This window comes from Alkalihalobacillus trypoxylicola, from assembly GCF_001590785.1.
In the GTDB taxonomy this organism is placed as follows: domain Bacteria; phylum Bacillota; class Bacilli; order Bacillales; family Bacillaceae_D; genus Alkalihalobacillus; species Alkalihalobacillus trypoxylicola.
Window position 1 is genome coordinate 134,467 of the sequence record NZ_LTAO01000037.1, and the last position, 19,694, is coordinate 154,160.

Here is a 19,694-nt window from a genome sequence, read left to right on the forward strand (position 1 = left end):
TTTATACCTATAGAATATTTAAGATTGCAACACCTGATTCCAATGTTTTATAAAATCATGAATATTACTATAAGTATCGATTTCATGGTCTGTTATTTTAGAACTATTAATGTCAATCCATATTGGTTTAATACCTACTTTTTTAGCTCCAATTACATCATTATCCCATGAATCTCCGACATAAATAACTTCACGTGGTTCTAATTTAAAGTCATTTAGGACGGTTAAAAATGCTTTTTCGTTTGGTTTATCATATCCGATTTTTTCAGATACAAATATATGACTTTCTGGTATTATGGTATCTAATTCCAAGTTATTTATTTTAATAGATTGTTCTTTAACCTTACCATTAGTAAGAATTCCTATCTTGTAGTGATTACTTAGCTCTTTTAGAAATCGATTAACTGTTTCATCAGGTTTAATTAAATCAAGTACTTTGGAAATGAATGCTTGAAAATATTCATCTGATTCTCCAACATTCGCCTTTTTACCAAAGAATTGTAGAGTCTTAATAAACCTTAATCTTCTTACAGCATCTAAATCTATTTCTCCTTTATGGTGTAATTCCCAATAATATTTATCATTCTTTTTATATTCTACAATAAAATCTTCAAATTGAATTCCATCGGTCAATTTAGATGCTTTGAAAGTATGATATGTACCTATGTCCCACTTCTCATTAAAATTATATAGTGTATTATCTAAATCAAATAAGATTAATTTTATATCACTATTAAACATATATTCCTCCATACTTTAGGAAGTTTTTTTTATCTTTATTCACTTACATTAGATTTTTTTTCTTCTAATTTTAACCATAGCACTGCACCAACCATAATGATTAAGCCCGTTGTAAATTTAAGAATCTTAAACTTATAATTGCACATGCAAAAAAAGGAGTCAATCTATTTTTTCAAAATTTTGGAAATTATAATCCCCATATAATAAATATTTTTATAAAATGATAAATAATCTTAATATATACAATTCATTGTAAATATTAGGATTATTTACTTTGTTTTATAAGGATAATAAAAAAACTAACTAATTGAGGATTCAGATGTGGGATAAGAATTTTTTATTGAAAATATTTAATTTATATAAGACACCCTGGTTATATTTACGAAAGAAATCGACGTTTTTCTTCTTTTGTTGGTAATCGACACGATGATTTTTGTCCAAATAATTTATACCTTCTTTTAGCAAAAACTCTATAGAAAAAATTCCGTATAGGACGGGGAAATATGATGATGAACCTAAAGTAGCTCCAAGGTTTTGAGAGCTTCTCTGCAATTTTAATGATACTATCAGAAAACAGGTATACCTGATGATTTTCTATTACAACAACCGTATCCAATTCTTTATTGATTTGATACTTTTCTAAAAGCTGTTGTCCTTTTTCTGATTGAAGGGATGCAAAATAATAAAATTCATCTGTATCTTTTTTGAGGATAAAATCTACAAATGTATTACACACGTTACAGACTCCATCAAATAAAATAATGCCGCCCGCTTCTTTTTCCTTCAACTTTCTCATCCTCTCCTGCCAATTCCTACTCTATTCGTTTATTATAACAAAAAAGCACTTTCACTCACATCATAATGTAGGATTAGTTAATACATACATCTAAAAATAAATTTTAAAATAAATGTTTTAATAATTGAGGAGCGGGTATATTTATAATGAACGAGTGAAGATAAATGCATCTTTATTCCTCACCCCCTTTAGTTTGAACTTCATTTGCCTAGGCGAATGGAGTTCCTTTTTTTGTTCTTGAATAATCCTATTCTTGACTCCTTAAAATACCTTCTAACCTTCACTTCACTCATAAAGGCCTAAACCCTTTATCTTAGTTACGATAATCTTACCATTACTTTCCTCTAATACAGCAAAATAATAAAGAATATCCCAACTTCCTCACATATTCTTACATACAAGATAAGAGTTACGACTCTATGATTGTGACATTATGCTTGGTAAAATGACATCTCAGAAAATACTTTTTATGAAAAGTTGGTGTAAACATGTTATCTACTGCAGAAATCGGAATTGACCTTGGAACTGCAAATTTATTAGTGTATACAAAAGATAAAGGGATTGTTTTAAATGAGCCTTCTGTGGTGGCTTTAAACACAGAAACAAAAGCAGTATTAGCGGTGGGGACCGAAGCTAAAAATATGGTAGGAAAAACCCCTGCTAATATTATTGCGGTACGCCCTTTAAGAGATGGTGTAATCGCGGACTTTGATGTAACAACCGATATGCTAAAAGCCGTGATGAAAAAAGCCAGTAAAAAAATAGGGTTATCTTTGCGAAAACCTAATGTTGTAGTCTGTGCACCAAGCGGTTCAACCTCTGTTGAACGACGTGCCATTTTAGATGCTGTTAGAAGTTGCGGAGCTAAAAATGTTCATATTATAGAAGAACCCGTTGCTGCTGCCATTGGTTCAGATTTACCTGTTAGTGAGCCGATCGCAAATGTGGTTGTAGACATTGGTGGTGGAACTACAGAGGTTGCGATTATTTCTTTTGGCGGAGTCGTTTCCTGTAATTCAGTTCGAATTGGTGGAGACAAATTAGATGACGCCATTATTCAATATGTACGTAAAAAATACAATATACTTATCGGTGAACGAACGGCTGAACTAGTCAAGATGGAAATAGGCTATACACCTGTAGAGCATGAAGAAATGACCATGGAGGTAAGAGGAAGGGACCTCGTCAATGGCTTACCTAAAACGATCGAGCTTTCTTCTCTAGAAATTCAGAGTGCTCTTACAGAGGCTATGCTCCAACTATTAGAAGCCATTCGAGCAACATTAGAGAATTGTCCACCTGAGCTTAGTGGTGATATTGTTGACCGAGGTGTAATGGTAACAGGAGGGGGCGCTTTAATAAACGGAATGCAAGATTGGTTATCCCAAGAAATTTCCGTCCCTGTTCATATTGCTCCAAGTCCACTTGAATCAGTCGCTATTGGAACTGGTCGTTCATTAAAATTTATTGACAAACTACAAAAAGCAACTCTATAAAAAAAGAGCCGTAATTGCGGCTCTTTTTTATTAGTTAAATTTCTTGTGTTTCTAGCTTTTGGTTTGGATCGTTATATACTGACTCATCCAATTCCTTTGTCCATTTACCTGTTAGGGTTCCAGCTGTCATACTTCCACTAACATTAACAGCTGTACGTCCCATGTCAATTAATGGTTCTACAGAAATAAGGACACCAGCTAACGCTATCGGCATATCTAAAGCGGATAGTACTAAAAGCGCAGCAAAGGTAGCTCCTCCACCTACACCAGCAACACCGAATGAACTGATTGCTACTACGACAATTAACATGAGAAGAAAGCCTGGGTCAAGAGGATTGATTCCAATTGTTGGAGCAATCATTACAGCTAACATGGCAGGATAAATACCCGCACAACCGTTTTGACCAATTGACAAACCAAACGATCCAGCGAAGTTTGCTGTCCCTTCAGGTACACCTAGCTTGCGTTGTGTTTGTATGTTTAATGGTAATGCACCAGCACTTGTTCTTGACGTAAAAGCAAATGCTAATACTGGAAATGCTTTTTTTACATAAGTAATAGGGTTTAAACCAGAAACTAATAACAATATTAAGTGAATAATAAACATAACTGCTAATGCAACGTAAGAAGCAATAACAAATTTACCTAAGCTAGCAATAGCTGCTAAATCACTTGTCGCAACAGTACGAGTCATAATCGCTAATACACCATAAGGCGTTAATCTAAGAATCAAAGTCACGACTCTCATCACAATTGCGTGAATGGAATCGATAATTTTAGCAAAGGTTTCTGCCTTTTCTGGTTCCTTACGTCGAACTCCTAAATAGGCAATTCCTAAAAATACCGTAAAAATAACAACTGCTATTGTAGAAGTAGAACGGGCTCCGGTAAAATCTAAAAATGGATTAGCAGGCAATAATTGAATAATCTGCTCTGGAAAACTTAACCCTTCAACATTATTCGTATAATTTTCTTCTAAAGAAGCTCCTCTTTCTAACTCTGCTTCACCTTGTTCAATTTGGATAGCCTCTAGGTTAAATCCAACAGATGTTGCAATCCCTACTGCTGCTGCAATGGCAGTTGTACCAATTAATACAGCAATAATTAACGCACTTATCTTACCAATATTTTTTGATAAGGTCATTTTTGTAAAGGCAGATAAGATAGAAATAAAAATTAAAGGCATCACAATCATTTGTAAGAATCGAATATAGCTTGTTCCGACCATATTAAACCAATTTGATGATTCAGCGACAACCTCTGATGAGCTACCATATGCCCATTGAAGCCCCAACCCAAAAAGTATTCCTAAACCTAGACCAGTAAATACTCTTTTAGAAAATGATAGATGCTTTCTTTGCATCATGTATAAACCTAAAATTAATAATAGCATTATAATAATATTTAAAATAACTAACATACATTTCACCTCTCCTGTGTATTCATTTTACTCAAGTATCCCAATAAGTCAAGTAGGAATAATTCAATATATGTAATTGACCTATAAAAATGTCACAAATTTTGTAAAACATTTTTAACTAATCTGATTATAAAAGTATATAAATAAAACTGTCAAAGCATGTACTTCCTTATGCTCTAACAGTTTTTCATTAATATAAGTGGGGTACTCGGCTTTCAAATACTGGAACGTTTTCTCTAATACTTTTGACTGTTTTTATATCAATTAGACTAGTAATGGTTTCTTCTTTATTCTTTGTCCCTTCTATAATTATATCTCCCCATGGATTTATAACCTTTGAACGCCCAGCGAAAATAGTCCCCTGATCTTCACCGACCGTATTGCACGATACAAGGAAGCATTGATTTTCAATGGCTCGGCCTTGCTGAAGAACTTCCCAATGCTGAAATCTCGCTTCTGGCCATTCAGCTACTACAAATAGTACATCCATTCCTTCTAACGCTAAAGACCTTGCTAATTCTGGAAAGCGTAAATCATAACAAATGATTAACCCCATCCTATAGCCATCTAATGTAAACAACCTTGCTCGTTTATCACCTGCGGTCAAAAAATTAGGCTCATTAAGCATAGGAACAAGGTGCATTTTATCATATTGATAAATGAGCTGACCAGCTCTGTTAAAAACAAGCGCTCGATTGTAAATTTTTTCTCCTACTTTAACAGCAATAGAGCCACCCACGATATTAATCGCATACTTTTGAGCTAACTCACTTAATAGCTTATAGGTTTCTCCTTCAGGCACTTCGGCAATCTCCTGCAAATCCTCTAAACGATATCCCGTTGTCCACAGCTCAGGAAGAATTAATATATCAGGCTTTTCCGCTTTCTCGACCTCATTACTGACCCATTTACTTACACGCTCACGGTTAGCCTGTGGGTCTGCAGGAATAATAGACATTTGATAAATTGACATTTTAAGCATCTCATCACCCTTTAATAAACCATTCATTTATTACAACTAGATTAGCTGATTTTTTGTATAAGATAAAGAATTATTCTTAAAGGATTGGTAAATGGCTTTGATAAGAGGGATTTCGAAAGTAGGGTGGTCTTGGTCCAATTTTTTGCATGGGCCATGAATGATTTAAATAATTCATTGTTACAAGACCTGGTTTATTTGTTAATAGTAGAGTGATTTCAGGATTAAACATAAATTTCATATTTTTTCCTCCTTTTTAAGAGCTAGTTGATTCACCACCATTAACATGGAGAACCTGACCAGTCACAAATCTGGAATCATCAGATGCCAAATAGACATAAGTTGGTGCAAGCTCAAATGGCTGTGCTGCGCGTTTCATCGGATTTTGTGAGCCGAATATAGCCACTTGATCAGCTGTGAAGCTTGCAGGGATGAGTGGAGTCCATATTCTCCCTGGGGCCACTGCATTCACACGAATTCCTTTATCAATTACATTTTTACTTAATGCTCGTGTAAATCCCACAATTGAACTTTTGGTTGCCGTATAATCAATCATTTGTTCTTCCCCATTATAGGCCACAATTGAAGTCGTACCAATAATTGAACTCCCTACACCCATATAAGGTAGAGCAGCTTTAGTCGTATAAAAATGTGAATAAATATTAACTTTAAACGTATCATCAAATTGTTCATCTGTAATATCGGTAAGCTCTTTTTGTTGAAATTGAATGCCCACATTGTTTACTAAAATATCAATTTTTCCTAAGACATTAACGGTTTGAGTAACATTCCTAACGTTTTGCTCTTTGCTTCTTACATCTCCAGGTAATAATAGACATTCTCTTCCCAATTCCTCAATACGATTTTTCGTTCTTTGCGCATCCTCATGTTCATTCAAATACGAGACTGCCACATCTGCCCCTTCTTTTGCAAACGCAATAGCAACAGCCGCTCCAATTCCACTATCACCACCTGTTATGAGCGCTACTTTATTTTCTAGCTTTCCACTTCCCTTGTAATTGGGATTTTCAAGGAGCGGAAGTGGCACCATTAAGGCATCTATGCCCGGGTGATTGAGCTGTCTTTGTTCTGGAACTGTAACAGGTATTTCCTCATATTGTTCAATTTTTGCATAATGGCGGTAAAGAGGATAAGGAGAAGCTTGCATCGTTTCTTTAAACTTGTCTTGTAATTCCTTAATATGCTTTAATTGTTCCTCAGAATTTAACATCATAATCCCTCCTAGCTACTTATCTCTATGATGGGAACGATTTAATATGAATTAATTCTTAAGGCACATATGTAATAAAGGCTGCGCTCTTTTCTATCTAATAGGACGCTCCTTTTTGACCGTTTTCGTGGTATGGCGCTCTTTACTGTCCAATAGAGCTCTCCTTTTTGACTGTTTTCGTGGTGCGGTGCTCTTTACTGTCCAATAGAACGCTCCTTTTTGACCGTTTTCGTGATGCGAATCCTTGTTCGGGTGAATAGACCATCTCCATTTGACCGATCTCTTAATCCTTAGCTCTTATTCGTTAATGAATACTTCTAAAAAATGAACTTCAATCATTATGAGTGCGGTCATCTTCAGCTACAAGAGCTGTATTTCCATCTTTATCAGTAAAATAATAAAAAGTTTTATCTGGCTCACTTTCAAAAATCACACCGATATATTTAGGATTTAAATGTTTGTATCCTTCTTCTTTATAAGGAATAATTGAAAATTCCCATTTCTCGTTAGGGTAATGTTCTTTTAAATAGGGAACTAGTATTTCTATTCTTTTTTGTATTTCTGCATCAATATTAGTAAGCTCTTTTGATAATAAAACCATAATAAAAATTAAAATGATTAATACTCCACTAGAAAACAACCTAACCTTATTTTTAAATTTAATCACAATTATGGTACTAATTATTACTAAAATCGCACAAAAAAGTAACCCAGATAATGCAAAAAGATTCAAATCATCACCCCTTTATGGTAAATTTTACTTTAATTTTACTTTATTAAAAATAGTTATTTAAAAAAAGGAGGAAATGTAATATATGATTAGGTTGAGGTAGTAAGTGTCCCTCTTATCTTATTTTTGGGAGGTCATTATATGTTTTCTAATAAACAAAGTATTGTTTATTTTATATTCACTTTATCTATTACCATTATATTAGCGAGTTTATATTATGTTGAAAGAAACAAAAATATATCACCTAATGAAGCTATGCAAGCTTTAATAAATGGTCAAGAACTTTCATTTAGTGAGAGTGTTAATAAGGAGCAAATAGAGGATTTAAGAAGTATTTTAAGGTCTTCAAAAATATCCAATACGCATTCTATAAAAATTGTTTCTGAACAAGGCACTTATATTGTGCATTTTTCAAATGGAAATAACAGAGAATTCATAATAGAGAGCATCCACAAAGATTATTAGGTACTAAGGATAAATAGATTGTTTATTGCTTCACTAAAAAGAAAGGTGTTAACTGTTTTGGATCAAAAGCACGGGTGAACAATATCCACAGGTAGAAGTTGCAGCTGTTCGATTTCCAAGGCACTCCGCGTCCCTGGGGTGCCATGAAATCCATTATTGAAAAGTGGTTTTCTGGCAAGCACGCACAATCATTCCAATAGAGCTCTCCTTTTTGACCGTTTTTGTGGTGCGACTCCTTTTTCGGGCGAATAGACCTTCTCCTTTTGACCGTTCTACTCGTTCAGCGCTCTTTTCCTTCCAATAGAACTTTCCTATTCACCCTTCCCACCTGTTCTGCACTCTTTTCAGGTGAATAGAGCTTCTCCTTTTGACCGTTTTTGTGGTGCGACTCCTTTTTCGGGCGAATAGAACGTTCCCTTTTGCCGTTTCTACTCATTCATCGCTCTTTTCCTTCCAATAGAGCGCTCCTTTTTGACTCGTCCTCCTATTCATTCTTCTTTCCCTTCCAATAGAACCGCCTATTTACCCTTCCCTCTTCTTTGTCGCTCTTTTCCTTCCAATAGAACTTTCCCTTTCTACCTGTCCTCAAGCTCTTCATTCTTTCTCATATGAATACTGTTATTTATAGGTCATTTACCTTTTAATCTTACTCATTCTCTTCCCTGTAAAAATACAAAAAGAGCTGTACGATTAGGTGTTAAAAACCCTAACGAAACAGCTCTTTCATCTATATAATCAACTCAGTAATACATTTCAGCGATGCATTGCTGAATTGTTATTACTGCTACTTGCTTAGTTCCAGCTATCTACTTCTTTTTTTGCTTCTTCTTTTGTTTTACCGTATCTTTCTTGGATTTTCCCGACTAATTTATCTTTGTCTCCATCTACTTGCTGAATATCATCGTCTGTTAGTTTTCCCCACTTTTTCTTCGCTTCTCCTTTTAATTGATTCCATTTACCTTTCCATTTCACTTGTTCCATCTTAATCATCCTCCTGTTTTTATATGATTAGCTTTAATTTTTATATAACCGCTTCAATCTAAATTTAAACATTGCGTTGCTTATACGAAAAAAAGAATGTCCTCGTTTGTTACGTAGACATTCTTTCCCCTTATAATCGTAATGATGATAAAAAGTACAGCCAAACCCTAGACTATTATAGTCTTCTGACCTTAAAAACTTGAGGAGCTTTTTTAATTAATAAAACCATAATTGCCATGGTTAATAGCATTTCTGGAAAAACGTGTGAAATGTTGTAAACAAATGAATATAAGGCCACATTCCAGCCTTCTGGAGCATAAATTCCAAACCAAACGACTCCTGAGATAAAATAGCTTAAAAGCCTTAATGAACTCGCTAAAATAATTCCATAAATAATAGAGGATATTTTAGGTAATTGCCCTTTGATTATAAATACACCTGCAAGCCCAAGAAGTGTCGCTGGTAGAATATAATCCAAAATGATTTGTAAAGGAACTTGATATATTCCACCTGTAATCAAATCAATTAGTGCTGCAATCAATCCGGCTCCTAAACCTATCTTCCAGCCACGTCTAATTGCAATAAGTATAATCGGGACCATTTCTAATGAAATTGAACCTCCAAATGCCCAAAAGAAATTAACTTTTACTAGTCCTAAAATTACTGATAGTGCAGCCATTACAGCCATTTCAATCATAATGACTAAGCGTTCTCTTTCCATAATAAATAAAACATCCCCTTTTAAAAATACCACAAAGGGGATGTCATGAATTCGCTAAATATCGATAGTGAATACTCTAACACCACTTCCCTACGCTAGTATTGAACTAGATCAGGTTCTAAGAGTTAAGGAATAACCTCTCTCAGTCAAAGATTTGACACCCCTAGTGATTTTATTTTTTTCTATTGTAACATATACTTCTTCACACTTGTAGATTAATTGGTTTACAATTGTATTTCTTCTATCATTAGAGACAGTTCTTCCCAACGGTTCATGAGCTTCTCCAGCTCTTGATTCAAGTGCTCCTGCTCTCTCATTAAATCAGCAATCGTACCATAATCACTACCTGAATCATCAATTTTCTTTTGGATATCGGCTAAAGCTTCTTCTTGATTTGAAATTTTCTCCTCAATCGTTTCCCACTCTCTTTGCTCATGATAGGAGAGCTTCTTTTTCTTCTCAACCCTCGTAGTCAGTTTTTCAGCTTTGGAAGGAGACGTTTTTTCTATTGTTTCTTTTTGCTCCTCCTTTTCAAGATAATCACTGTAATTGCCTTGAAAAACTGAAACATGACCTTTTCCTTGAAATACGAGTAAATGGGATACTAAGCGGTCTAGAAAGAAACGATCATGAGAAACCGTTATAACCACTCCAGGAAATTGTTCTAAATAATCTTCTAAAACTGATAACGTTTCCGTATCTAAATCATTCGTAGGTTCATCTAAAAACAATACATTAGGTTCGGTCATTAATATTTTCAACAAATAAAGTCTGCGCCTTTCGCCACCGGATAAACGACGGATATAGGTTCTTTGCATAGAACGCGAAAATAAAAAACGCTCTAACATCTGTTCAGCGGTTATGACATCCCCCGACTTGGTATATACGACCTCAGCAATTTCTTTAATATATTCAATGACTCGTAGCTCACCATTAATTTCTGATTCTTCTTGCGTATAGTAGCCAATTTTTACAGTCTCGCCAATTTTAATTTCTCCACTATCTGGGTTCAATCGTCCTGCCATCATATTCAATAATGTAGATTTTCCTGTACCGTTCGGTCCAATGATTCCTAAGCGATCACCTTTATTAATCAAATAATGAAAAGAATCAATGATTTTTTTCTCTGAAAAGGATAGACTGACATTTACTAATTCAATGACATCCTTTCCAAGCCGCTTTGACCCGATTGCAAAATCAAAGTTTCGGTTTTCAAATTCAGGGTTATCATTTTTTAAATTTTCTACTCGATCGATTCTTGCTTTTTGTTTGGTCGTTCTTGCCTTTGCACCCCTTTGTAACCAGGCAAGCTCTTTTCTTAAAAGATTTTGTCTTTTACTTTCATTTTGAACGGCAAGCTCTTCTCTTTCCGCTTTTTTCTGTAAAAATACTTCATAATTTCCTTCATAACGATAAAGCTTCCCTTTATCAAGTTCAAATATTTGATTCGTTATTCGATTCAGAAAGTACCGATCATGAGTGATGACGATGAAAGCACCCTTATATTGGCCTAAATAATGCTCTAGCCACTCAATCGTAGAATGATCTAAATGGTTAGTCGGTTCATCTAATAAAAGTAAATCAACTGGCTGTATGAATGCTTTTGCAATAGCAACCCGTTTCTTCTGTCCGCCAGAAAGCTCACTAATTTTTTGGTTAAAGGTCGTAATACCAAGCTTAGTTAAAATGGTTTTCGCTATTGTATTTGCTTCCCAGGCTTCCTTTTGATCCATTTCCTGCTGATATTTTATTAATTTATTTAATGATTGATCATCACTTTTACTTTCCATTTCTAACAAAGCCTGCTCATAACTACGCATCGTTTTCATGATCGGGGTATCACCATAATAAATTTGCTCTAGAACCGTTAATTCTTCGTCCAAATCAGGCTGCTGTGCCAAATATTCTATTTTAAAATCATTACGATGGATTAAACGACTATGATCAGCTTCTTCTATGCCAGCAATAGCTTTTAATAAGCTAGACTTTCCCGTCCCGTTAACACCGATTAAGCCGATTCTGTCTCCTTCATTTACAGTAAAAGATAAATCTTGAAACAAAGTTTTATCTCCAAATGATTTTGTTAATTGCTCAACTTGTAGTAAACTCATGCGCTCTCATTCCTTTAATAAAAACAAAAAATGTCCTACAGTTTGTCCCGTAATCTTCGAACATCTGCTTGTGATTTCGTTTTTTATAATGATTATGTTCGTCTAAAATAATTTGGTTTAACTATTTTATTATTATATTGTTGGTGAAAAACATGGGTAGATGCTGGAGATATCGGAGGAATCAGCCACGACCAGTCTCCTGTGAGCTCTCGATTTTCCTTCTTTTCTCTCTCCTCAAAATTTTTAAATTGTTTAGCTGCCGTATGATGATCAACCATACTTACTCCTGACTTTTTATAAGAGTAAAGCACAGCTTTATTTAATTCTACTAAAGCTTCGTCTCTCCATAACGTACTTTCTTTGTTTTGATTAAGGTTGAATAGTTCCGCTACTTTCTTTAGCATATTGTATCTGAAAGGATCAGCAAAATTCCTAGCGGCAATTTCAGTTCCCATATACCAACCGTTAAACGGAGCAGCTGAATAGGTAATTCCACCAATATCTAATATCATATCTGAAATTAAAGGAACCGCATACCACTTTAATTGTAAATCATTAAATTCTAAGCAATCAGGGTGTTCGATTTCGACCTCTAAAATTAAGTCTTCTGGAATAGTAAACCAGACAGGATTTTCATTACCTATTTGAATCACAATTGGTAATAAATCAAACTGCCCCATTTGTCCTTCCCAACCTAATGACTGGCAATATTTTGTTAGTTCAATGGTAGCAGGATCCCCAATAATGCCATATTCTGTTTCATAGCCTGCATATCGAAAAAATTGATGATTGATAATTTTAATTTGTTTTTCTACCTCTAAATACGTTGGAAAAATCGTTATTGTTGGCCTAATTTTACCATGATTTGTAGCAAAATCAATGTGAGTAAGAATCTCCTTTTGAATGCCTTCTGTTGTCTCTATATTTCTTGCATCACGAACTGTCATGGAATCCCAAAATAGTCGTCCGATACATTTATTACTATTTCTCCAGGCCATTTTAGCTCCATGACAAAGCTCTTCATATGTATGTTGGTAAATGCCAGTTTCTCGTAGCTCTTTCTTTACCTCTGTTTTTCTTTGCTCTAATTCTTGATGGGATTTTGATAGTTCTAAGTAGCACTGCTCAAGAAATTCCATTGCTTCATTTTCTCGTTTTTCTATAGAAAGCATGACAGCACACCCCATTTAGTATCTATTTTTTTATTTCAAAACATTTATTCAAAAGCATCAACATGACTCATAATTAATAAAAATAGCTAACAGTAGCAAGAACAAAACATGAATAGACTCATGACTATTTATTTATGGAACTCAATAGGAAGTAAACGTTATTTTTGAGGTATGACTTATGTGTTAGAGGAAGGGAATAAGCACTGTTGAAATTACATGAATTCAAACGGAACCGCCAAAGAAGCAGTTCCGTTAAAATCCCGTTTATAAAGGTTTAACTCAATAAGACGATTAGGAATTTTGTAACCATTTCTCAATATCTTTTTCTATCTTCTCTGGCTCTGTTTGTGGAGAATATCTATCGACTACTTCTCCATTACGATTCACTAAGAACTTTGTGAAGTTCCACTTAACCTCAGAGCTCAACATACCTTTTTGTTCCTTTTTTAAATGCTTAAACAAAGGGTCAGCTTCAGATCCGTTCACTTTGATTTTCGCAAAAAGGGGAAAGGTGACACCAAAATTTAATTGACACGCCTCTTGCATGTTCTCATCAGTGACTGGCTCTTGATTCATAAATTGATTGCATGGGAAGCCTAATACAACAAAATCCTGTTCTTTGTATGTTTGATATAGTTTTTCTAAGCCTTGAAATTGAGGAGCAAGTCCACATTTTGTTGCTGTATTAACTATCAATAATACTTTACCTTCATAATCTTTTAGTTCTACATTCTCACCATTTGGTTTTTTTACAGAAAAGTCGTAAACGGTTGTCATACTATCTTCCTCCTCTTAAATCATTCGTAAGATTCTTACTTACATTATACTAGTAAGAGAGAGGGAATACGAGTAATCTATACTTTTACTTACTATTAATCTTATTATACAAAAGTGATAGTAAAGCTCTTTTACCTTGTACTTTATGATTCTATTCATTTTCAAGCAATAAACCTGTTTATTTTTCTTTGAAAGGGGAATAAATAAAATAGACCTACTTCTAATAAAGAAGTAAGTCTATCGATTAATCATTATTAATATTAATGAACTCGTACAACTCGTCCATTATATTTGTCTGCCCAATATCCACTACCCATATCTGCAATAGCTACCCCAGTTGAGCTTTGAGCACCAATAAATTTATTATTTCCTAAATAGATTCCAACATGACCGTCTGTTTTATATGTGTTAAAGAAAACAAGATCTCCTGGCTGTCTGTCACCTGATGCAATTTGCTTCCCAGCATAACGTAAACCATCTGTACTTGCTGGTACACTATATCCAGCTTGTCCCATAGCCCAAGCTACGAATCCAGAGCAATCAAAACGACCGGCTGCAATATCAGATGCAGAACGTCCGCCACCGAATACATATACTGAATTTCCGATGTACTTATTCCCAGCATTTATGGCAGTTTGAATATTTCCATTACCTGTCGCTTTTGGTGCAGGCGTTGATGATTGCGATGCTGTATTAGATGATGGTGATGAAGAACCTGCTGTTAAAGAAACACTATCAGAACGATCCTCTACAGTATTTGCTGCAGCTGCTGCAGCTTCTTCGCGTTGACGAGCTTCAATTGCCGCTGCTTCTGATTCTAACTCACTATCTTTAGCTTGTAGGTTATTTTTCTCATTTTTAGCTGTTTGTTCTTTTTCTTTCAATTCAGCTTTTAATGTTTCATTTTGTTCTTGTTGCTCTAATATATGATGTTGCATTCCGTCTAATTCAACTTTAGTTTCTTGTAATTCTTCTAATTTCTCTTCAACTGACGCTTGTAATTCTTCAAGCTTTTTCGTATCTTCTTCGAGGCTTTCAATAATCGCATTGTCAGCTTCTGCAATTGCTGTTACGGCAACTACACGATCAATAAAGTTACTAAAGCTTGTTGAGCCTAAAACCACTTCTAAGTAATTAGAATCCGAACCGTTTTGATGATAGGATACTGCACGTTGTTTTAATAGTTCGTAACGAGCTTCAATCTGTTCTTGTAATGCAGCTATTTCTTCCTCAAATTGAGCAATTTCAGCTTCTGCTTCTTCAATGTTTGCTTCTGCTTCATCAATCTTTTTTTGGTTATCTACAATAGCTTGCTCTACACGAGCGATTTGTTCATTAATTTGAGTGATTTCTTTTTCAAGAGCTGTTAATTCTACATTTTGTTTAGAAATCTGTGTCTGTATACTACTACGTTCCTCTTGAATTCGGTCTAAATCAGTATTGGCAAAGACTGATGGAGCAAACACCACACTAGATAAACCGAGAATTACCGCTGTACTCAAAATTAATTGCTTCTGCTTACGCATATATTCCCCTACCTTCGTAAATTGTTACTTCTTCTCTATTTAACTCTTAAAAACATTCATATGTATAAAACCGACAAAATCCTATGAATATATTAATTGTCTTTCACGATTTGAAGTATATCATCAAAAAATGACAGTGAGATGTTATTAGTATTACAATTACATTACATACATTACAAAATTCCGGCATTTTGTAATGTGTTAATAGTTCTTTTTATTGAAAAAAATAGGCATATTTAAAACAACATAAAGATAAAACCCTATATTTACGGTAATTATTACATTGTTTCATAGGAAATAAGATATAGTTTCTGCACTCCCTTGCTTTCGTTATATTACAGTAATGTTACAAAAGGAATTAGAATTGTAACTTAATGATTAGCGAAATTTGAAATATTTCTGTCGAAATGAGACGTTCACTTCAGCAAGTTAGCGAATTATGTCTGATCCCTTTTCAAATAATCACAAAGTTGCTAAGGGAAAACTATCTATTTAATCTCCTTGCAAAATCAACAAACCTAAACTTATCCGGTCTATGTCTAGATTCGGTATATTGAAACAAACTAGCATCTTCTAAGTAAACATGACTTTTTACGACAACCATTAGTTCAAAATGCTTCAAATCGAGAAACTCTCGATCCTCAACTGTTGCAGGTTCAACCGTAATTTCTTTTTTGGCAAAACTAATCGTTAACCCCAATTGATTTTCTATGTATTCATAAATAGAATGTTCGCAAATCCCTTCTGTTAAGCTGGGAACAAATTTCTTCAGAAGATAATCTTTATCAAGAATGATTTGTTCTCCGTCAATTTCTCTCACTCTAATAATTTCCCAATTTTTCTCATTAGGAGAATCATTTTTACCTATTAATGGATGGATTAATGGTTGTTCATTTAATGTGATAACCTTTGTTTTTGATTCTTTTCCGAGCTTAGAGGCTAGTTCCTTAAAGCTAACTAGCCCCGTAATCGGAAAATCTAATTTACTAGAATCTAGGATTAATGAACCCTTACCTTGGATTTTTTGAATAAATCCGTGTTCAGATAATAGCTTCAAAGCTTTACGAATGGTTTCTCTAGAAGCCTGAAAATATTCAACTAATTCATGCTCAGAGGGTAAATAATCATGCTGCTTGTAATTACCTTTTTGGATATCTGAAATAATTCGATCATATATTAGCTGATATTTATTCTGGCTCACTTCTTTGACACCATCCTATCTTTTACTTTTTAGTAGAATAACTAACGATTCAAATGGACGTAAATCAATTTCAGATGTTAACTCAGATGTATTTTCATAATTACTTAACAACAACTGTGATTCATGATTTTGTAAATCTTTTGGCACTGTAAACGTTCCGTTTTCACCATAAAAATTATTTATCACAAGTAGTTTTTCATTTAAATGAGTACGAACATATGAAAAAATTTGTGGGTCCTCTTTATTTAATAATTGATAATCACCATAAGTGATAATATCATATTGTTTTCTTAATGTAATTAATTTTTGATAATGATAAAAGATAGAGTTCTGATTTGCAAGAGCTAACTCAGCATTAATACCTTGATAATTTTTAGCTAACCCTATCCATGGCTCTCCTTCCGTAAAACCACCATTTTTTTTGGAATTCCATTGCATAGGGGTTCTGGAATTATCTCTAGATTTCTCTTGAATAATAGCCATAACTTCACTCTCATCTTTACCTTCATTCTTTAATGTATGATATGCGTTTAATGTTTCCACATCACGATACTGATCAATTTTTTCAAAATAAGGATTCGTCATTCCGAACTCTTCACCTTGATATATATAGGGTGTTCCCTGCATCATGTGAACAACTGTCGCTAGCATTTTGGATGATTCTATTCTAAATTTCTTGTCGTCTCCATATCTACTTACGACTCTAGGTTGGTCATGGTTACACCAAAATAGTGCATTCCATCCGCCCCCCTTATTCATTTCTACCTGCCAGGTTGATAATATATCTTTTAAAGCTATAAAATCAAAGGGTGCAATTGCCCACTTCTCCCCGTTTGGATAATCTACCTTTAAGTGATGAAAATTAAAGGTCATATTCAATTCATTTCGCTCTGGATTTGAATATTTAACGCAATTCTCAATCGAGGTCGATGACATTTCACCAACGGTAATGTTTTTGTACTTAGATAAAACTCTTTCGTTCATCTCTTGCAAAAATTCATGAACTCTAGGTCCATCGGTATAAAAACGTCTACCATCTTTTTTGGGATCTGTTTCATTTGGAAAGTCTTGGTCCTTCGATATTAAATTAATCACATCTAAACGAAACCCATCAATTCCTTTATTAAACCAAAAATGCATCATATCATACACATGTTGACGCATTGTTTCGTTTTCCCAATTCAAATCAGCTTGAGTGGTATCGAATAAATGGAGGAAATACTGCTTCGTATCAGGATCCCACTTCCAGACGGTTCCACCGAATTTCGATTGCCAATTATTTGGCTCCTCTTCATTAATCGGGTCTTTCCATATATAAAAGTCTCGATATGGATTTTCTTTCGATTTTTTTGCCTCTTGAAACCATTTATGCTCCGTTGAAGTATGATTAACAACTAAATCCATGATTAGTTTCATGTCCCGCTGATGAACCTCATTTAACAGTTGTTCAAAATCCTCCATCGTTCCATAATCTTCATGTATATGATAATAATCTGCAATATCATAGCCATTATCATTTTGAGGAGAAGTATAGATTGGGGTTAACCAAATTACATCGACTCCTAATTCTTTTATATAATCAAGCTTCTCTATAATACCTTGTATATCACCAACACCATTTCCCGTTGTATCATTAAAGCTTTTTGGATAAATTTGATAAACGGCTGAACGTCTCCACCATTCCTTCATTTATTGTCACTCCCTACAATATATTTGTTCTATTTATGAAAGGAAATAGGCTGCGCTTTAGAGCGTAGCCTATGATTATTTTCTTGTGTTGTTTATCTATTGAATTTATGATAAAGATTTTTGGGTCTTTCCATATAAAAATGTTAAAACGAATGGAAGAATTAAAGAGATTAACATTCCAATAGCAAATACGAACCATTGCTCTGCAGGGATTGAAAAGATCCCTGGTAAGCCACCTACACCAATTGAAAATGCGGTTACCTGATTAAAGGTAATGAATGCCCCCGCAATCGCTGAACTAATAATCGCGCAAACAAAAGGAAAGCGATAGCGTAAGTTAATACCAAATAATGCTGGTTCGGTAACACCTAAATAGGCTGTAACCGCGGATGTTCCAGATAAACCTTTGATTTTCTCATCTTTGATTAAGAACATCATCGCTAAAGCGGCAGATCCTTGTGCAATATTGGACATAACCAAAATCGGCCATAAGAACGTTCCGTTTGTTGAACCAATTAACTGCAAGTCCACAGCTAAGAACGTATGGTGCATACCTGTAATAACGAGCGGAGCATAGATTAGACCATATAAAAGTCCACCTACAGCTGCTACATTTTCAAAAATCCAAATGAAAACATCTGTAATACCATTACCAATTGCAAATGTTACAGGTCCAATGACTATAAAAGCTAAAAAGCCTGTTACTAATAATGCAATAGGTGCTACCGTTAATAAATGAATTGATTGTGGTATTTTCTTTTTCAAAAGTATTTCAATTTTCGCTAGAATAAAGGCGGTTACTAACGTTGTTAGGACCTGTCCTTGATAACCAATCTGAGCTATTTCAAGCCCAAATAAATTCCAGTACGGAACTTCTCCTGCTTCTAACGCATCTCCATAAGCCCAAGCATTTAACAGATTTGGATGGACGAGTATAAGACCAAGAACAATACCTAATAATGGATTGCCACCAAATCGTTTAACAGCAGACCAACCAATCAATGCAGGTAAAAAGTCAAAGGCTGTAACCGCAATTAAATTAATAATTTCCGCAAAATCTGCCCACTGTGTATAAACACTTACTATGGATGCATCATCCCAAAAAATACCTTCAGCCGTTAAAATATTATTAATACCTAATAATAAACCCGCCGTAACAATTGCAGGTAAGATTGGAATAAAGATATCTGCTAATGTTTTAATCCCTTTTTTAAGCGGATTCATTTTCTTTGAAGCTTGATCCTTCACTTCTTCTTTACTAGATTCTTCTATTCCCGTTTCAGCTACAAGCTCTTTATAGACTTTGTCTACAAGCCCAGGCCCAATGATAACTTGAAACTGCCCATCGGTTGAAAAAGTACCTTTGACCACATCGATTTGTTCAAGCTCTTCTTTGTTTGCTTTATCGTCATCCTTCAAAACAAAACGAAGCCTCGTCACACAATGAGTAGCTGATTCAATATTATCTTGTCCACCTACTGCTTCTAAAATCAATTTAGCCGCTTGTTTTGGATCGCTCATTTTTTTTCCTCCCTATTTGGCGTTTAAAACACTTTCTTAGCAAAAACTCAACTCTAACTTGTATATACAAGATGGAACAATGAAATTTTAACTTGTATATACAAATAAGTCAATCGCTATAGTTATTTTTTCCTTTT

General features: G+C 34.4%; 18 protein-coding genes and 1 riboswitch. Of the genes, 2 read left to right on the plus strand and 16 right to left on the minus strand.

All coding sequences use genetic code 11. The features are described 5' to 3' along the window. Nucleotides 1–18: 18 nt before the first annotated feature. On the minus strand, nucleotides 19–741 hold the full coding sequence (locus tag AZF04_RS18170) for an HAD family hydrolase (protein ID WP_061949984.1): 723 nt from the start codon (nucleotides 739–741) through the stop codon (nucleotides 19–21). 379 nt (nucleotides 742–1,120) lie between these two features. Beyond that, a complete protein-coding gene (locus tag AZF04_RS18175) occupies nucleotides 1,121–1,528 on the minus strand; it encodes a thiol-disulfide oxidoreductase DCC family protein (protein WP_235600029.1) in 408 nt (135 codons plus the stop codon). 497 nt (nucleotides 1,529–2,025) lie between these two features. Between AZF04_RS18175 and mreBH the strand changes: the two genes are divergently transcribed. Next, nucleotides 2,026–3,033 (plus strand): rod-share determining protein MreBH, encoded by a 1,008-nt coding sequence (gene mreBH, locus AZF04_RS18180; protein ID WP_045477807.1) that lies wholly within the window; start codon nucleotides 2,026–2,028, stop codon nucleotides 3,031–3,033. Nucleotides 3,034–3,067: 34 nt separating this feature from the next. Here mreBH and AZF04_RS18185 read toward each other — a convergent pair whose 3' ends face one another. The 5 genes from AZF04_RS18185 to AZF04_RS18200 all read right to left on the minus strand — a co-directional run bounded on the left by AZF04_RS18185 (nucleotide 3,068) and on the right by AZF04_RS18200 (nucleotide 7,396). Then, nucleotides 3,068–4,453 (minus strand): L-cystine transporter, encoded by a 1,386-nt coding sequence (locus tag AZF04_RS18185; protein WP_061949986.1) that lies wholly within the window; start codon nucleotides 4,451–4,453, stop codon nucleotides 3,068–3,070. Nucleotides 4,454–4,643: 190 nt separating this feature from the next. Then, complete coding sequence (locus AZF04_RS18190; protein ID WP_327020401.1) at nucleotides 4,644–5,426, minus strand: carbon-nitrogen family hydrolase; 783 nt, start codon at nucleotides 5,424–5,426, stop codon at nucleotides 4,644–4,646. An 85-nt stretch (nucleotides 5,427–5,511) separates the two neighbouring features. Then, the gene (locus AZF04_RS21455) at nucleotides 5,512–5,673 is read right to left on the minus strand and encodes a hypothetical protein (RefSeq protein ID WP_169802506.1); all 162 of its coding nucleotides are present in this window, start codon (nucleotides 5,671–5,673) and stop codon (nucleotides 5,512–5,514) included. Nucleotides 5,674–5,688: 15 nt separating this feature from the next. Further along, nucleotides 5,689–6,663 carry an SDR family oxidoreductase gene (locus tag AZF04_RS18195; RefSeq protein ID WP_412459220.1) on the minus strand — a complete coding sequence of 325 codons (975 nt, stop codon included), beginning with the start codon at nucleotides 6,661–6,663 and terminating at the stop codon, nucleotides 5,689–5,691. Nucleotides 6,664–6,994: 331 nt separating this feature from the next. Further along, a complete protein-coding gene (locus AZF04_RS18200) occupies nucleotides 6,995–7,396 on the minus strand; it encodes a hypothetical protein (RefSeq protein ID WP_061949988.1) in 402 nt (133 codons plus the stop codon). Between the two features lie 138 nt (nucleotides 7,397–7,534). Here AZF04_RS18200 and AZF04_RS18205 point away from each other — a divergent pair, with 138 nt between their 5' ends. Next, on the plus strand, nucleotides 7,535–7,858 hold the full coding sequence (locus AZF04_RS18205; RefSeq protein WP_061949989.1) for a hypothetical protein: 324 nt from the start codon (nucleotides 7,535–7,537) through the stop codon (nucleotides 7,856–7,858). A 792-nt stretch (nucleotides 7,859–8,650) separates the two neighbouring features. Here the strand turns inward: AZF04_RS18205 and AZF04_RS18210 are convergent. The 9 genes from AZF04_RS18210 to treP form a co-directional block, all read right to left on the minus strand. Further along, entirely contained in the window at nucleotides 8,651–8,839 is a 189-nt protein-coding gene (locus tag AZF04_RS18210; protein WP_045477818.1) for a CsbD family protein, read from the minus strand. A 175-nt stretch (nucleotides 8,840–9,014) separates the two neighbouring features. Beyond that, a complete protein-coding gene (gene thiT, locus AZF04_RS18215; protein WP_061949990.1) occupies nucleotides 9,015–9,560 on the minus strand; it encodes an energy-coupled thiamine transporter ThiT in 546 nt (181 codons plus the stop codon). 70 nt (nucleotides 9,561–9,630) lie between these two features. After that, nucleotides 9,631–9,735, minus strand: a riboswitch (TPP riboswitch). 49 nt (nucleotides 9,736–9,784) lie between these two features. Further along, entirely contained in the window at nucleotides 9,785–11,671 is a 1,887-nt protein-coding gene (locus AZF04_RS18220; RefSeq protein ID WP_061949991.1) for an ABC-F family ATP-binding cassette domain-containing protein, read from the minus strand. A 92-nt stretch (nucleotides 11,672–11,763) separates the two neighbouring features. Next, nucleotides 11,764–12,843 carry a nitric oxide synthase oxygenase gene (locus tag AZF04_RS18225; RefSeq protein ID WP_061949992.1) on the minus strand — a complete coding sequence of 360 codons (1,080 nt, stop codon included), beginning with the start codon at nucleotides 12,841–12,843 and terminating at the stop codon, nucleotides 11,764–11,766. Between the two features lie 291 nt (nucleotides 12,844–13,134). Next, a complete protein-coding gene (locus AZF04_RS18230) occupies nucleotides 13,135–13,620 on the minus strand; it encodes a glutathione peroxidase (protein ID WP_045477838.1) in 486 nt (161 codons plus the stop codon). 260 nt (nucleotides 13,621–13,880) lie between these two features. Then, nucleotides 13,881–15,146, minus strand: coding sequence for a coiled-coil domain-containing protein (locus AZF04_RS18235; protein WP_061949993.1), 1,266 nt, complete (start codon nucleotides 15,144–15,146; stop codon nucleotides 13,881–13,883). Nucleotides 15,147–15,630: 484 nt separating this feature from the next. Continuing rightward, nucleotides 15,631–16,347, minus strand: a complete 717-nt coding sequence (treR, locus tag AZF04_RS18240; protein WP_061949994.1) for a trehalose operon repressor — start codon at nucleotides 16,345–16,347, stop codon at nucleotides 15,631–15,633. Nucleotides 16,348–16,362: 15 nt separating this feature from the next. Next, nucleotides 16,363–18,036: an alpha,alpha-phosphotrehalase gene (gene treC / locus AZF04_RS18245; RefSeq protein WP_061949995.1), complete on the minus strand. Its 1,674-nt coding sequence runs from the start codon at nucleotides 18,034–18,036 to the stop codon at nucleotides 16,363–16,365. Between the two features lie 105 nt (nucleotides 18,037–18,141). Beyond that, complete coding sequence (gene treP, locus AZF04_RS18250; protein WP_045477848.1) at nucleotides 18,142–19,557, minus strand: PTS system trehalose-specific EIIBC component; 1,416 nt, start codon at nucleotides 19,555–19,557, stop codon at nucleotides 18,142–18,144. Between the last annotated feature and the right edge of the window lie 137 nt (nucleotides 19,558–19,694).